General features: G+C 66.3%; 14 protein-coding genes. 6 read left to right on the top strand and 8 right to left on the bottom strand.

Going from position 1 to position 14,294, the window contains the following annotated elements; all coding sequences use genetic code 11:
• Window positions 1-1,359 carry a chromosomal replication initiator protein DnaA gene (dnaA, locus tag HEQ22_RS00005; protein ID WP_432769160.1) on the top strand — a complete coding sequence of 453 codons (1,359 nt, stop codon included), beginning with the start codon at window positions 1-3 and terminating at the stop codon, window positions 1,357-1,359.
• Between the two features lie 65 nt (window positions 1,360-1,424).
• Here the strand turns inward: dnaA and HEQ22_RS00010 are convergent, their stop codons facing one another.
• From HEQ22_RS00010 to HEQ22_RS00030, 5 genes are all read right to left on the bottom strand, one after another.
• Window positions 1,425-2,108: a DUF4136 domain-containing protein gene (locus tag HEQ22_RS00010; protein ID WP_432769161.1), complete on the bottom strand. Its 684-nt coding sequence runs from the start codon at window positions 2,106-2,108 to the stop codon at window positions 1,425-1,427.
• A gap of 133 nt (window positions 2,109-2,241) precedes the next feature.
• Window positions 2,242-3,258 (bottom strand): tryptophan--tRNA ligase, encoded by a 1,017-nt coding sequence (trpS, locus tag HEQ22_RS00015; protein ID WP_432769162.1) that lies wholly within the window; start codon window positions 3,256-3,258, stop codon window positions 2,242-2,244.
• 13 nt (window positions 3,259-3,271) lie between these two features.
• A complete protein-coding gene (murJ, locus tag HEQ22_RS00020; protein ID WP_432769163.1) occupies window positions 3,272-4,849 on the bottom strand; it encodes a murein biosynthesis integral membrane protein MurJ in 1,578 nt (525 codons plus the stop codon).
• A gap of 25 nt (window positions 4,850-4,874) precedes the next feature.
• Entirely contained in the window at window positions 4,875-5,393 is a 519-nt protein-coding gene (secB, locus tag HEQ22_RS00025) for a protein-export chaperone SecB (RefSeq protein ID WP_432769164.1), read from the bottom strand.
• Window positions 5,386-5,580, bottom strand: coding sequence for a hypothetical protein (locus HEQ22_RS00030; protein ID WP_432769165.1), 195 nt, complete (start codon window positions 5,578-5,580; stop codon window positions 5,386-5,388). Before HEQ22_RS00030 ends, secB begins: the two co-directional genes overlap by 8 nt.
• A gap of 62 nt (window positions 5,581-5,642) precedes the next feature.
• Between HEQ22_RS00030 and HEQ22_RS00035 the strand changes: the two genes are divergently transcribed.
• From HEQ22_RS00035 to nadB, 4 genes are all read left to right on the top strand, one after another.
• On the top strand, window positions 5,643-6,311 hold the full coding sequence (locus tag HEQ22_RS00035; RefSeq protein ID WP_432769166.1) for a Tim44/TimA family putative adaptor protein: 669 nt from the start codon (window positions 5,643-5,645) through the stop codon (window positions 6,309-6,311).
• 4 nt (window positions 6,312-6,315) lie between these two features.
• Entirely contained in the window at window positions 6,316-7,662 is a 1,347-nt protein-coding gene (mltA, locus tag HEQ22_RS00040; RefSeq protein ID WP_432769167.1) for a murein transglycosylase A, read from the top strand.
• A gap of 7 nt (window positions 7,663-7,669) precedes the next feature.
• Window positions 7,670-8,251 carry a Smr/MutS family protein gene (locus HEQ22_RS00045; protein ID WP_432769168.1) on the top strand — a complete coding sequence of 194 codons (582 nt, stop codon included), beginning with the start codon at window positions 7,670-7,672 and terminating at the stop codon, window positions 8,249-8,251.
• A gap of 70 nt (window positions 8,252-8,321) precedes the next feature.
• A complete protein-coding gene (nadB, locus tag HEQ22_RS00050; protein WP_432769169.1) occupies window positions 8,322-9,911 on the top strand; it encodes an L-aspartate oxidase in 1,590 nt (529 codons plus the stop codon).
• Between the two features lie 50 nt (window positions 9,912-9,961).
• Here nadB and HEQ22_RS00055 read toward each other — a convergent pair whose 3' ends face one another.
• Genes HEQ22_RS00055 through HEQ22_RS00065 form a run of 3 tightly spaced genes read right to left on the bottom strand, consistent with a single transcriptional unit; the run spans window position 9,962 to window position 11,841 of the window.
• Window positions 9,962-10,354: a GxxExxY protein gene (locus HEQ22_RS00055; RefSeq protein WP_432769170.1), complete on the bottom strand. Its 393-nt coding sequence runs from the start codon at window positions 10,352-10,354 to the stop codon at window positions 9,962-9,964.
• Window positions 10,355-10,393: 39 nt separating this feature from the next.
• On the bottom strand, window positions 10,394-10,639 hold the full coding sequence (locus tag HEQ22_RS00060; protein ID WP_432769171.1) for a GlsB/YeaQ/YmgE family stress response membrane protein: 246 nt from the start codon (window positions 10,637-10,639) through the stop codon (window positions 10,394-10,396).
• The gene (locus HEQ22_RS00065) at window positions 10,636-11,841 is read right to left on the bottom strand and encodes a M20 metallopeptidase family protein (protein WP_432769172.1); all 1,206 of its coding nucleotides are present in this window, start codon (window positions 11,839-11,841) and stop codon (window positions 10,636-10,638) included. The genes HEQ22_RS00060 and HEQ22_RS00065 overlap by 4 nt, the downstream gene beginning before the upstream one ends.
• Before the next feature lie 627 nt (window positions 11,842-12,468).
• Between HEQ22_RS00065 and HEQ22_RS00070 the strand changes: the two genes are divergently transcribed.
• Window positions 12,469-14,214, top strand: a complete 1,746-nt coding sequence (locus HEQ22_RS00070) for a DUF262 domain-containing protein (RefSeq protein ID WP_432769173.1) — start codon at window positions 12,469-12,471, stop codon at window positions 14,212-14,214.
• The last annotated feature ends 80 nt before the right edge of the window (window positions 14,215-14,294 follow it).

The following is a 14,294-nucleotide window of genomic DNA, read 5'->3' on the forward strand; positions in this document are numbered from 1 at the left end:
ATGAGCGGCGACGCCGCGGCGCTCTGGCCGCGCGTCGCTGAAGGGCTGCGCCGCGATCTCGGTGCGCGCACCTTCGACCATTGGCTGCGCCCCGTCCACTTCGCCGACTATTGCACCCTGTCGGGCGTCGTGACGCTCGAAACGCAAAGCCGCTTTTCGGCCAACTGGATCAACGAGCGCTTTGGCGAGCGGATCGAGCTCGCGTGGCGGCACCATCTCGCCGACGTCCGCTCGGTGATCGTGCGCGGCGGCGCGGCGGCGAGCGAACGCGGCGCGGCGCTCGCCGCCACCCCGCTTCCCGCCTTCGATCCGCCGGCGCCGGCGGTCAACGGCGGGCCGCTGCCGTTCGACACGCGGCTCAGCTTCGATCGCTTCGCGGTCGCGCGCAGCAACATCCTCGCGGCCAATGCCGCGCGCCGCATGGCGATGGCCGAAGTGCCGCAGTTCAATCCGCTCTATCTCTGCTCGGGCACCGGGCAGGGCAAGACGCACCTGCTCCACGCAATCGCGCAGGCCTATGCCGCGGTGCACCCGGCGGCGACGATCATCCTGATGTCGGCGGAAAAGTTCATGCTCGAATTCGTCGGCGCGATGCGCAGCGGCGACATGATGGCGTTCAAGGCGCGGCTGCGAGCCGCCGATCTGCTGCTCCTCGACGACCTGCAGTTCGTGATCGGCAAGAATTCGACGCAGGAAGAGCTGCTCCATACGATCGACGATCTGATGTGTGCGGGCAAGCGCCTCGTCGTCACCGCCGACCGTCCGCCGGCGATGCTCGACGGGGTCGAAACGCGGCTGCTGTCGCGCCTGTCGGGCGGGCTCGTCGCCGATATCGAGGCGCCCGAAGACGATCTGCGCGAACGCATCATCCGCCAGCGGCTCGCCGCGATGCCGATGGTCGAGGTGCCCGACGACGTCGTCGCCTATCTGGTCAAGCATTTCACCCGCAACATCCGCGAACTCGAGGGTGCGCTCAACAAATTGCTCGCCTATGCCGCGCTCACCGGCGCGCGCGTCGATCTCGCGCTGGCCGAAGACCGGCTCGCGGAAAATGTGCGCAGCGCGCGGCCGCGGATCACGATCGAAGAAATCCAGCGCGCGGTGTGCGCCCACTACCGCCTCGACAAATCGGACATGGTCTCGAAACGCCGCGTCCGCGCGATCGCCCGGCCGCGCCAGGTCGCGATGTATCTCGCCAAGGAACTGACCCCGCGCTCCTACCCCGAAATCGGGCGCCGCTTCGGCGGACGCGACCATTCGACGGTGATCCATGCGGTGCGCACGGTTGAGGCACTGCGCGTCGCCGACAGCGAACTCGACTCCGAAATCGCCGCAATCCGGCGCAGCCTCAACGGCTGATTGACGCAAAAAAAAGGCCCGCTGTCCGTGCGGAGGGCGGGCCTTTTTCGGTATTGCCGGCGGGCTTAGCCCTTTTCGGGCGGCGCCACAGTGATGCGGACGTTTTCGCCCGAATTGCCGGGGAAGCCGGTGAACATCGCCTCGATCAGGTTGGGGACGAGCTGCTGCAGGTCGTTGTCGCGCGACTGCGCCTCGGCGCGGCCTTCGAACAGGCGCGAGCCGTCGGCAGCACGGTCGATCTGCAACTGCAGGCCGCTGGTATAGACGGTATAGCTGCTGACGTCGTTATAGCCGCCACCGAAGCCGCCCCACATGAACGGGTCGCGATAGCCATAGACATAACGACGGCCGCCGCGGCCGCGGATGATCACCGGGCGATAGAAACCGCGGCCGTAATAGCCGCCGTACCACGGGTCGCCGAAGCCGGGGCTCGACACCACGCGTTCGCGGCCCTTGTCGACGCCATAATCCATCCGCACGACCAGATCCGACTTTTCGCCGGGCGCCGCGGGGCGGTAGCCGTAGCGCGTCAGTTCACCCGCGACCAGGCTGGCATATTGGCCGAATTCGATGCCGCCGGCGAGGCCGGGGTCGGCCGATTCGACGGTAAAGCTCTGGCCCTGCGGCGCCGGGAGCTGGGTCTGGAAACGGGCGACGTCGGCGCGGAAGGGGGTCGCGCAACCGGCCAGCGCCAGCGCCGTCCCGGTCATGGCGGCAAGGCCCAGCCGCCGAAGGTTCATCTTGTTCATCGCCATGCTCCGTGATTCGGGTAGCGCACAATCTTCGTGCTTTATCCCAAGACTACGCCGATGCGGCTTAACCTTGGTTGAACTCGGTTCGTCGCGGCTTTGTTCCGTCACCGTCGCATTCGATGCCGCATTTTCAGCGACATAGGCCGAGTGCATCATATGTGGCGTCGAGCGTCGGCTTTGCAAGGGTGCGCGCCTTTTCGGCGCCTTTGGCGAGGATCGCGTCGAGCGCGCCATGGTCGTCCTTCAGCGCGACAAAGCGCGCGTTGATCGGACCCAGCTTCGCCACCAGCAGTTCGCCGAGCGCCGGCTTGAACGCGCCAAAGCCCTGGCCCGCGAAGTCGGCGAGCACCGCATCGACCGACGCATCGGCGAGCGTGGCGTAGATGCCGACAAGGTTTTTCGCCTCGGCGCGCTCGGCCAGTCCGGCCGCCTCCGACGGCAGCGGTTCGGCATCGGTGCGCGCCTTGCGGACCTTTTGCATCATCGTGTCGGCGTCGTCGGTCAGGTTGATCCGGCTCATGTCCGACGGATCGGACTTCGACATTTTCGCCGCGCCGTCGCGCAGGCTCATGATCCGCGCCCCGCCCGGCGGGATGATCGGATCGGGCAGGGTAAACACCTGCGCGTCCGGGGCGGCGAAATCATTGTTGAACTTCTGCGCGATGTCGCGCGCCAGCTCGAGATGCTGTTTCTGATCCTCGCCGACCGGAACGTGCGTCGCCTGATACAGCAGCACGTCGGCCGCCTGCAGCACCGGATAGGTGAACAGCGCCGCCGACGCGCTCTCGCGGTTCTTGCCCGCCTTGTCCTTCCACTGCGTCATCCGGTTCAGCCAGCCCATGCGCGCGGTGCCGTTGAGCAGCCATTGCAGCTCGGCATGGGCGGGGACGCGCGCCTGGTTGAACAGCGTCGAGCGGTCGGGGTCGATGCCGCAGGCGACGAGCGCAGCGGTCATCGCGCGCGTGCTCGCGGTCAGGTCGGCGGGAACGTGCGGCATCGATATCGCGTGCAGGTCGGCGAGGAAGAACAGGCATTCGCCGCCCGCCGCCGCCGCATCGTCCTGCATCCGCACCCAGTTGCGGATCGCGCCCAGATAATTGCCAAGGTGCAAATGTCCGGTGGGCTGGATGCCCGAAACGATCCGCATGACTGTCTTCCCGTTAGAGTTGGCGCCGGCGCAGCTGGCCGACGGTGTCGCGATTGACCACGCCGAAGAGGATGGCGCAACCGAAGAATGTGACCGCGCCGGCGGCGACGATCGCGGCCAAGGCGGCGATCCGCTCGCCGACATTGCCGGTAAAAGCGTCGCCGGCCAGCGGCACCGCAAACCAGAGCACCGCCGCCATCACTGCCGCAGCCAGCACGATCCGCGCGATCCGCCACACGACCTGACGGGTCAGGTGAAACTGGCCGTGGCGGTGGAGGATCGTATAGAGCATCGCGACATTGCACCACGCCGCCGTCGATCCGGCGAGCGCCAGCCCGACGATGCCGAGCCGCGGGATGAGCAACAGGTTGAGCGCGATGTTGATCAGCAGCGAAATGGCCGCGGTGTAGACGGGGGTGCGGGTGTCCTTGCGCGCGAAGAAATTGGGCACCAGCACCTTGACCAGCACATAGGCGGGCAGGCCGACGACCAGCCCGCCGACGACCGCGCCGGTCGCGAGACCGTCGGCGCGCGTATATTGACCCCCGACATAGAAAGCGCTGGTGATCGCTGGACCCGCGACGAACAGCGCGACGGCGGCGGGCACGGTCAGCAGCATCGCCAGCTCGACCGCGTTGCTTTGCAGGCGAAAGGCGCCGTCGCGCTCGTCGGCGGCGATGAAGCGCGACAGCGCGGGCAGGATCGCGGTGCCCAGCGCGATGCCGATGATGCCCAGCGGCAACTGGTTCAGCCGGTCGGCCATCGCCAGATAGGTGATGCTCTTGTCGGGCAGCATCGCGATGAAGAACAGGTCGACGAAGCGGCTGATCTGATAGACCCCGGCCCCAAACACCGCGGGCAGGATCAGCACCCCCATCTCGCGCACCCCGGCGGTCAGGCGCGGACGGCGAAGCGTCGGCGCAAACCCCGACCGGCGCACCCAATAGAAGAGCCAGATCAGCTGAAACAGCCCCGACAGCGACACCGCGACTGCCAGATAGCGGCCGGTCGCCGCTTTCGCGGCCTCGCCGCCGTCGCCGGTCGCGAGACCGATCAGCAGCGCCGCGATCAGGCAGATGTTGAGCAGCACCGGCGCCGCGGCGGCGGCGGCAAAGCGCGACAGGCTGTTGAGGATCGCGGCAAACAGGGTCGCGACGCTCATCAACGCCAGATAGGGAAAGGCGACGCGCGCCATCAGCACCGCAAGGTCGAACGTCGCGTCGTCGGCCTGCAGCGCGTCGCTGGCGAACAGCGCCATCACCCACGGCATCAGGATCAGCAACAGGCCCGAAAAGACGATCAGGATCGGGATCAGCACCGCGAGCACCGCGTCGGCAAAGGCGCGCGCTTCGCTGTGGTCGCCGTCCTTCGTCATGCGCTGGTTAAACAGCGGGACGAAGGCGGCGGCAAAGGCGCCCTCGGCGAACAGGCGGCGAAAGATGTTGGGCAGCTGGAACGCCAGCTGCCATGCGTCGGCGACGCCCCCCGCACCGAGGATGCGGCTGAGCAGCATGTCGCGCGCGAAGCCGAAGATCCGGCTGACGAGCGTCAGCCCCCCGATCGTCCCGACATTCCGGATCAGGCTGCTCATCGGGCGAGCGGGGGCGTTTGCGGCGTCAGGCTTCGCCGACCGGCGCCGCGATGTCGCCCATCGCGCCGCCCTGTGCCTGCACCTGCTGCTGGAACAGGCCGTGGAAATCGATCGGTTCGAGCAGCAGCGGCGGGAAACCACCGTCGCGGACCGCATCGGCCACGACGCGGCGCGCAAAGGGGAACAGGATGCGCGGCGCTTCGGCGAGGAAGAAGGGCTGCAACTGATCGTCGGGGACGTTGCGCACCCCGAACAGCCCGGCATATTTCAGCTCGATGATGAAGGCGGTGCCTTCGTCGGCTTTCGACGTCACGTCGATCTTCAGCATGACTTCGTACAGATTGTCGCCGACGCCGTCGGCGGCGATGTTGAACTGGACGTCGACCTGCGGCGCCGACTGCCACTGATACACCGCGGGCGCGCTCGGATTCTCGAACGACATGTCTTTCACATATTGCGAGATCAGCCCGATCGCCGGGCTGGTATCTTCGCCGTTCGGCTGCAGGGCGGGGTTGTTCAGGTCGGCGCTGGTCTCGTCAGCCATGATGAAAATGCTTTCGTTCGAAAAAGTGTCCGGGTATCCCCTCCATCGGCCCCAGGAGCCGCCGGATGAGGGTTGCGGCGGCGCTTAGCAGCGGCGGGCTGCCAGCACAATGGCCGCGTCCACGCGCTCGGATGGCCGCGCCGACGTTGACCTTGGCCGCGACGGCGGTCATGGTGATTTGAAACATGGCTGCGCATCGCCTATGTATAGCCCGAGACGTTTTTCCCTCGCCGCATTGGACATTTGCCCGTGACTGCTTTTTCGATCGTCCTGCTCGCCATGATTGCCGCCTTCCTCGGCATGCGGCTCTATTCGGTGCTCGGCAAGCGCACCGGTCACGAACAGGAACCCGTGCTGCCGCGCCGCGACGAGCGCGGCGCCCCGGCGCCGGTCCGGCTCGAGGACAGCGACGCGCCGCATGCGCCGCAGGCCGCCATTCCCGACACCTCGGGCTTGGTGTATGAACCCGCCGCCGAAGCCGGCCTGCGCAGCCTGCTCGCCAGCGACCGCAACTTCGACGCCGGCCGCTTCATGGAAGGGGCCGAGGCCGCCTACCGGATGATCCTCGAGGCGTATTGGAAGGGCGACCGCGACACGCTGCGCGACCTGTGCGACGACGACAGCTACCAGGCCTTCGTCGACGCCATTGAGGCGCGCGAGGCACGCGGCGAGACACTTGAAAATCGCCTGATGGGCATCGATTCGGCGAAGATCACCGCGGTCGAGACCAGCCGCGGCGAGGCGCGCATCACCGTCCATTATCGCGCCGACATCAGCGCGGTCACGCGCGACGCCGAGGGGCGGATGATCGCCGGCTCGATGAGCGACGCGGCGCAGACCGACGATCGGTGGACCTTCCGCCGTGCAATCGGCAGCGGCGATCCCAACTGGTTGCTCGACGAAGCCGAAGCAGCCTGACGCCATGATCGCGGTGATGGGGGCGCCGGCGCGCCGCGCGCGGGCTTTCGGCTTCGCCTGTCTCGCCGCCTTGCCACTGCTCTCGGGCTGCGCATCGGTCATTCCCGATGGCGGCGCGCCGCGCCCCGCAACGTCGCCGCCCGTCACGGCGGCCCCCACCCCCGCGCCGAACGGTCCGGTGCGGCCGTACCAGCCGCGTCCGTCCGAAAGCGGCGGCGGTGTCGCCGCCAGGCCGATCGCGGCGACCCCCAATGCGGCGCTCGCCGCGCGCCCGGTGCCCGCCGGCGCCACCACCGCCGCGGCCAGCGGCGTCGTCGCCGGTCCCGATTTTGCGACGCTCGGCGTATCGGCCGATCAGGCGCGCACCGCGCTCGCCGCGTTCCGGCTCAGCTGTCCCTCGGTGCAGCGCCGCGCCGATACCAGCGGGCTGACCCAGAACGCCGACTGGGCCGCAAGCTGCTCCGCCGCCAATGGCTGGGCCGACAACGACGCGAGCAATTTCTTCGCGCGCCATTTCGCCGCCGTCCAGGTCGGGCCGGGCACCGCCTTCGTCACCGGCTATTACGAACCCGAAATCGCCGGCTCGCGCACGAAAAGGCCGGGTTACGACGTGCCGATCTATCGCCGCCCCCCCGACCTCGTCAACGTCGATCTCGGCCTGTTTTCGACCGAGCTCAAGGGCCGCAATATCCGCGGCCGCGTCGATGGCACCAGCTTCGTCCCCTATCATGACCGCACCGCGATCGAACGCGGCGCGCTCGAGGGGCGTGGGCTCGAAATCGCCTGGGCCGCCGATGCCGCCGAATTCTTCTTCCTCCAGGTCCAGGGTTCGGGGCGCCTGCGTCTGCCCGATGGCGGGGTGATGCGGATCGGCTACGACAGCCAGAACGGCCGCAACTATGTCGGCATCGGCAAGCTGCTGCTCGATCGCGGCGAACTTCAATCGGGGCAGGCGTCGATGCAGGGCATCCTCGCCTATCTGCGCGCCGATCCGGCGCGCGGCGCCGCGGTGATGAACGAAAACCCCAGCTGGGTCTTTTTCCGCGAGCTGACCGGCGCCGGGCCGCTCGGCGCGCTCGGGGTGCCGGTCACCGGCCGCGCCAGCGTCGCCGCCGATCCCAAATATGTGCCGCTCGGCGCCCCGGTCTTCCTCTCGCTCGACCGTGCCGAACCGAACGGGCTGTGGATCGCGCAGGACACCGGCGGCGCGATCAAGGGCGCCAACCGCTTCGACAGCTTCTGGGGTGCGGGCGACGAGGCGCGCGCGATCGCCGGCGGCATGTCGGCGCGCGGGGTCGCGCTGTTGCTGCTGCCGCGCGCCAGCGTCGCGCGGCTGATCCCGGCGCGCTGAGGCCGGCATGGCGCGGCGGCTCGACCCGCACGAAAGCGCGCTGTGGAAAAAGGTCGCGGCGACCGTCGATCCGCTGACCAAGTCCCGCGCCCCGACCGAACTTGCTGCGCCGCCGACGGTGCGGCCGCCCCAAGCCTCGCCGCGGAGCATCGCGGCGCCCGCGGCCCCAGCGCCGCCGCCGCGCGCCACCACGAAGCTGCCGCCGCCGCGGCGCACCCACCAGGCGGCGACGCTCGACGGCCATTGGGACCGTCGGCTGCGCAAGGGGCTCGTTCGCCCCGACATGAGCATCGACCTGCACGGCCACACGCTGGCGTCGGCGGAGGCTTTGCTCGACGACGCGATCGGCCGGGCGCTGCTGCGCGACGCGCGCGTGCTGCTCGTCGTCGCCGGGCGGCTGCGGCCGGGCGCCGACCGCCTGCCGCTGATGCACGGCGACCCGCGCCCGCGCGGCGCAATCCGCGCGTCGCTGCCCGACTGGCTCGCCCTGTCGCGCCACGCCGACCGGATTGTCGCCCTGCGCCCGGCGCACATCAGCCATGGCGGTGCGGGCGCCGTCTATGTCATCCTGCGCCGCGGCCGCGGCTGAGCCGCCGCCGAATTGAACCGCCGCCGCTTTCGCGTATAGGTGCGGCACCAAAGGCTTGAAGGATAACGCCTTGTCGACCGATTCCGCGCCGCACGACGTCATCATCATCGGCTCGGGCGCCGCGGGGCTTACCGCCGCGATCGCGCTCGCCGACCATTGCCGCGTGCTCGTGCTCGCAAAGGGGACGCTCACCGGCGGCTCGACCGCGTGGGCGCAGGGCGGCATCGCCGCGGTGCTCGACGCGGGCGACACCTTCGAAAATCATATCGAGGACACGATGGTCGCCGGCGCGGGGCTCAACCGGCGCGAAACGGTCGAGTTCGTCGTCGAGAATGCGCCCGTCTCGATCGAACGGCTGGTCGACATGGGCGTCCCGTTCAACAAGGACGCCGAGGCGCTGCACCTGACGCGCGAGGGCGGCCATTCGCACCGCCGCATCGTCCATGTCGACGACGCGACCGGCTGGGCGGTGCAGGCGGCATTGCTCAAGACCGCCGAGGCGCATCCGAACATCACCCTGCTGCCGGGGCAGGCGTGCATCGACCTGATCACCGGCCGCCACGAGGAACGCTATTCGGGGTCGGGGCGTGTGTGGGGCGTCTATGCGCTCGACGAGGCGACCGGCAAGGTTCACGCGCATGTCGGCCGCGCGACGATCCTGGCGAGCGGCGGGGCGGGGCGCGTGTACCAGTTTTCGACTGCCCCGCGCGGCGCGACCGGCGACGGCATCGCGATGGCGTGGCGCGCCGGCTGCCGCGTCTCGAACATGGAAATGATGCAGTTCCACCCGACCTGCCTGTTCAACCTCGAGGTCAAGAATTTCCTGATCACCGAGGCGGTGCGCGGCGAGGGGGGCATTTTGAAGCATCCCGAAACCGGGCATCGCTACATGCCCGATTACGACGCGCGCGCCGAACTCGCGCCGCGCGACATCGTCGCCCGCGCCAACGACGACCAGATCAAGCGCTTCGGGCTCGATTACGTCCATCTCGACATCAGCGACAAGGACCCCGATTTCGTCGCCGGGCATTTCCCGAACATCTATGAAAAGCTGCTGACGCTCGGCATCGATATGACGAAGCAGCCGATCCCGGTGGTGCCGGCGCAGCATTATACCTGCGGCGGGGTGCTGATCGACCTTGCCGGGCGCACCGACCTGCCGGGGCTGTATGCGGCGGGCGAATGCACCGAAAGCGGGCTGCACGGCGCCAATCGTCTCGCCTCGAACAGCCTGCTCGAATGCTTCGTGTTCGGCGAGGCGGCGGCAAAGGACATCATCGCGCGCTGGGACACGCTCGCGGCGCCTCCGGCGATCCGCCCATGGGACGAAAGCCGCGTCACCGATTCGGACGAAGAGGTGGTGATCAAGCAGACCTGGACCGAAATCCGCCGCTTCATGTGGAACTATGTCGGCATCGTGCGCACCACCAAGCGCCTCGAACGCGCCCGCCACCGCGTCGCGCTGCTCCGCCGCGAGGTGCACGAATATTATTCGCAGTTCCGCGTCACCACCGACCTCATAGAGCTGCGCAACCTGATCGAAACCGCCGACCTGATCGTCCGCAGCGCTCTCCACCGCAAGGAAAGCCGCGGCCTCCACTACACGCTCGACTACCCGGACATGCTGGCGGAAGCGGTCGATACGGTGCTGGTGCCGTGAGGGCGCTTTAGGACAATATTCTCACACAAAGACACAAAGATGGCGCGTGCTTATCGACTCAAATCGCCATTGGCGATGCGGCGTACTCCCTCTTTGAGCGTGGCTCCGCCAAAATTCATCAGCACGCCAAGTGGCAGATCGAGGAGGCGCAGATAGGTCAGTACCTGCTTGCTATGGAGCGGCGAAAGCCGCTCAACCGATTTCAATTCGACGAGCAATTTGCCTTCCAGCAACAGATCCGCGCGGAAGCCTTCGGAAAGCTCGATGCCATCATATTTGATCGGAATAGGCTTCTGGCGTTCGACGATAATTCCGCGTCTTGCCAGTTGATCCGCCAAAATGGCTTCATAGGCCGATTCTAGGAGGCCCGGTCCCAAATTCTGATGCAGCTGGAACCCGCAGTCGACGACAAGCCTGGCCAAATCCTCGACGCTCGCAGTCATCGACGCACCTCTTTGTGTCTTTGTGTGAGATTTCTTTCTTTATCCCCCCACGCCCAACAACCGCCCAACCAAAATCAGCACCACCGCGCCGATCACCGACGCCAGACATCCCGCGCGGTGGAAGTCGCCGCGGCCGCGCGATGTCGCCAGCCCCGCCAGCAACGATCCGCCGATGCCGAGCAGGATCGTCGCGACCCACCCCATCTCGACCGCGCCCGGATAAAAGAAACGCGCCAGCGCCCCGATGATCAGGCCCGAGATGATCGCGCCGATAATGTTGATCATGTGCCAAACCCCTCATGCAAAAACCGCTCCGCCAGCGCCGCGTGCAGCGCCGCGCCGCGCGCCATCACCGTCTCGTCGAGCACCATATGGTTCGAATGCAGCCCGCAGCATTGCCGCCAGTCGCTGCCTTGCTCGCTGGCGCCCAGCCAGAACATCGCGCCGGGGACTTTCTCCAGCACATAGGCGAAATCCTCGGCGCCCATCACCGGATGGTCCATCGTCAGCCAGGCCGCCTCGCCGAACACATCCTCGACGACGCGCTGGCCGAATGCCGCGGCGCGGCTGTCGCAGACGGTCACCGGAAAACCCTCCTCGATCTGCACCTCCGCCGTGCAGCCATGCGCCTCGGCGATCGCGGGGGCGAGGCGCTTCAACTCGCGCGCCACCATCGCGCGGCGCTCGGGCGAAAGCGTGCGGATCGTGCCGAGCATTTCGGCGGTCTCCGGGATGATGTTGTTCGTCGTCCCCGCCGCGATCTTCGCGATCGTGACGACCGCGGGGTCGAACACCGAGATGCGCCGCGTCACCATCGTCTGGATCGCGGTGACGATCGCACAGGCGACCGGAATCGGATCGACCGCATCCTGCGGCATCGATGCATGGCCGCCCGCGCCCTTGACGGTGATCGACAGCACGTCGGACGAGGCGAGCAGCGGCCCCGCGCGCCCGGCGAAAATCCCGTGCGGCGCGTTAGGCATGATGTGGAGCGCAAAGGCGGCGTCGGGCAGCGGATCGATGATCCCGTCGTCGAGCATATAGCGCGCGCCATGATGCCCCTCCTCGCCCGGCTGGAACATGAACATCACGGTGCCGGGCAGCCGGTCGCGCGCCGCGCACAGCAATCTCGCCGCCCCGACCAGCATCGCGACATGCGTGTCATGCCCGCACGCATGCATTGCGCCGCTGATCTCGGACGTGAAATCCAGCCCGGTATCCTCGACCAGCGGTAACGCATCCATATCGCCGCGCAGCAGCACGGTGCGCCCGTTTGCCGGCCCGCGCAGGATGGCCACCAGCCCGGTGGTCGAAGGGCCTTCGCGAAATTCGAGCGGCAGTCCGGCGAGCGCATTCTTGATCTTCGCGAGCGTCTTGGGGTTTTGAAGGCCAAGCTCAGGCTCGCGGTGGATCGCGCGGCGCAGGTCGACGAGGTCGGGGAGGAGGGTTTCGGCGGCGGTGGGCCAACTGGCGGTTTCGATATTCATATTGCGGCCTTTCGCGTCAGCGCTCCCGTAACGAACATACTGGCGGTGGTGCGGCGAGATGTCGAGGTGCGCCCAAGCGGTCCGGCGCATGACGAGGGGGCAGGGGGCTTAAAGCGACAAAAGCGACGGACGCGCTAACCGAAAATGTCTCCTTTGTCGCTTTAACGGGAAGGAGCGGGCTGCCGCATCGGGCATCGCCATCCCAAAGTTCAGCAAAGTTCAGCCCTATGACGGTTCCGTGTCGCCGCGCCGCGTGTGGTTGCCGTGGAACCGGAATCGCGTGCAGGGATGGGAGGGTGCTGCTCATCCGCAAGCTTGAACCACAACGGAATAATGTAGGAAAGGGTTTTATACAGGGATCGTGAAGAGCGGAGTTAAGCAGTCCATGACGGACCGTTGCCGCCCCTTAACCATCGGTTGCGCGGACGTCCAACTACCCATGGTATCGTCACCCTGAGGATCGTCGTTTAACGGTCGGCATCAACTGAAATACGACGTCTACAGTATGACGTGAACTGAGCGGCAATGGATCGTTCTCGGCCGTTGCATTTAGCCTCCTATTGGCGCGAAAGCGATCATATGTTTATGTCAGGGTTCGGCAATTAAGCGCAAGGGGGCGATGACGAGATGTATACCAGTGGAGGGACCATCAAGGACGCGCTCGATGCGATACACAAGCACGACTATGTCTTACCAGCCATTCAGCGCGAGTTCGTGTGGAAGCCCCAACAGATCGAGAGGCTTTTTGACAGCCTGATGCAAAAATACCCTTTCGGGACGTTCCTTTTCTGGCAGGTGGAGCCGCAAACTGCGGTCTCGTTTCAATTCTACGATTTCATGCGCGAGTATCACGAACGCGACGCGGCGCACTGTGCCCCGCTCGGCGCGCAGCCAGGTCATCCAGTGACAGCAGTGCTTGATGGTCAGCAGCGGCTCACCGCACTTAACATCGGATTTCGCGGGTCGATGGCCGCCAGAACGCGCGGCGGTTGGTGGGCGAATGACGCCTCGTTTCCGAAGCGCAGGCTATGCCTCGACCTGATCGCCGCGCGCGATCCCGATGAGGACGGTGCCGTATATCGGTTCCGGTTCATGACCAAGGCTCAGCGCGAGGTTGCGACCGACGCCGTGTGGTATCCCGTCCACAAGATCGTGAGCGTGGAAGACAACACTGGTTTGCACGAGATCGTCGAAGGCTTCGACCTCAACAAGGAACAGCGCAAACTCGCGTTCAACGCGATCGCGCGCCTTTATAGCGTCTACCACAGCGACCAGCTGATCAACGCCTATGCCGAGCGGTCGCAGGATATCGAGCGCGTCCTCAACATCTTTATCCGACTTAATTCGGGCGGAACGGTGCTATCCTATTCGGACCTGCTGCTGTCGATCGCGGTGGCGCAGTGGAAGCAGCTTGACGCTCGCGCGACGATCCACGAGCTCGTTGGCAGCCTGAACGCAACGGGCCGACGCTTCGCGTTCAGCCAGGACTTCGTGCTGAAGGCTGGGCTTATGCTAACCGATATCGCCAGCGTCGGCTTCAAGGTCGAAAATTTCACCGCCGACAATATGTCCAAGCTCGAAATCGGATGGCCCAAAATCGAAGCAGCGCTGCGCCAGACCGTCGCGCTCGTGGACCGTTTCGGCCTATCCGGGCAGACCCTGCGCGCCGACAGTGCATTGCTGCCCATTGCCTATTACCTCCACCGGCGCTCGTTGCCCGATGCCTATTTGACGCACTCGTCTTACGCTGCCGATCGCGAAGCGGTGCGGGGCTGGCTGGTGCGTTCGCTGCTCAAGTCGTCGGGCATTTGGGGCAGCGGGCTCGACGTGCTACTGACAGCGCTACGCGAGCTCATTCGCACGCACGGCACGAACGGCTTCCCGGCGGCCGAGCTTGAGCGCGAGATGGAGCGGCGTGGCAAATCGCTACGGTTCGAGGATGCCGAGATCGACGATTTGCTGCACCTTACCTACGGCGACCGGCGAATGGTCCCGCTGCTCTCGCTGCTCTTTCCTTTCGTCGACCTCGCGCACGAAATGCACGTCGATCATGTCTTCCCACGCTCGCGCTTCACCGCAAAGAAGTTGGCGAAGATCGGAGCCGGCGATGAGGCAGCGGCATGGATGATCGAGCATGTCGACGCGCTGCCCAACCTTCAGTTACTCGAAGGTACAGCAAACCAAGAGAAGCTCGCCGCGCTACCTGCGGCGTGGCTGGCGAAGACCAAGCCTGACTCCGCGAGCCAAGCTGACTACCGCGACCGTCACTTGCTAGGCACCGTGCCCGATGAGATGATGGACTTCGAAGCGTTTTTCACCGCGCGACGCGAGGCGATGCGCGGGCGGTTAAAGGCGCTGCTCGCTGCAAGCTAGCTGCCAAGGTACACGTGAAGGGTGGCCTTCCGGTGTCCTAACGAAAGCTTTGAACCCGTACGCGGCAATGGCAGCTATTC

It is taken from the genome of Sphingopyxis sp. (assembly GCF_050916055.1).
Taxonomy (GTDB): Bacteria; Pseudomonadota; Alphaproteobacteria; order Sphingomonadales; family Sphingomonadaceae; genus Sphingopyxis.

Coding starts and splice junctions, on each gene's coding strand:
- trpS (WP_432769162.1), bottom strand. CDS start 3,258: ATGCGGATCGTTTCGGGCATCCAGCCCACCGGACATTTGCACCTTGGC.
- secB (WP_432769164.1), bottom strand. CDS start 5,393: ATGGCTGACGAGACCAGCGCCGACCTGAACAACCCCGCCCTGCAGCCG.
- HEQ22_RS00070 (WP_432769173.1), top strand. CDS start 12,469: ATGTATACCAGTGGAGGGACCATCAAGGACGCGCTCGATGCGATACAC.
- HEQ22_RS00045 (WP_432769168.1), top strand. CDS start 7,670: ATGGCGCGGCGGCTCGACCCGCACGAAAGCGCGCTGTGGAAAAAGGTC.
- mltA (WP_432769167.1), top strand. CDS start 6,316: ATGATCGCGGTGATGGGGGCGCCGGCGCGCCGCGCGCGGGCTTTCGGC.
- HEQ22_RS00060 (WP_432769171.1), bottom strand. CDS start 10,639: ATGATCAACATTATCGGCGCGATCATCTCGGGCCTGATCATCGGGGCG.
- HEQ22_RS00010 (WP_432769161.1), bottom strand. CDS start 2,108: ATGAACAAGATGAACCTTCGGCGGCTGGGCCTTGCCGCCATGACCGGG.
- HEQ22_RS00055 (WP_432769170.1), bottom strand. CDS start 10,354: ATGACTGCGAGCGTCGAGGATTTGGCCAGGCTTGTCGTCGACTGCGGG.
- dnaA (WP_432769160.1), top strand. CDS start 1: ATGAGCGGCGACGCCGCGGCGCTCTGGCCGCGCGTCGCTGAAGGGCTG.
- HEQ22_RS00030 (WP_432769165.1), bottom strand. CDS start 5,580: ATGTTTCAAATCACCATGACCGCCGTCGCGGCCAAGGTCAACGTCGGC.
- murJ (WP_432769163.1), bottom strand. CDS start 4,849: ATGAGCAGCCTGATCCGGAATGTCGGGACGATCGGGGGGCTGACGCTC.
- HEQ22_RS00065 (WP_432769172.1), bottom strand. CDS start 11,841: ATGAATATCGAAACCGCCAGTTGGCCCACCGCCGCCGAAACCCTCCTC.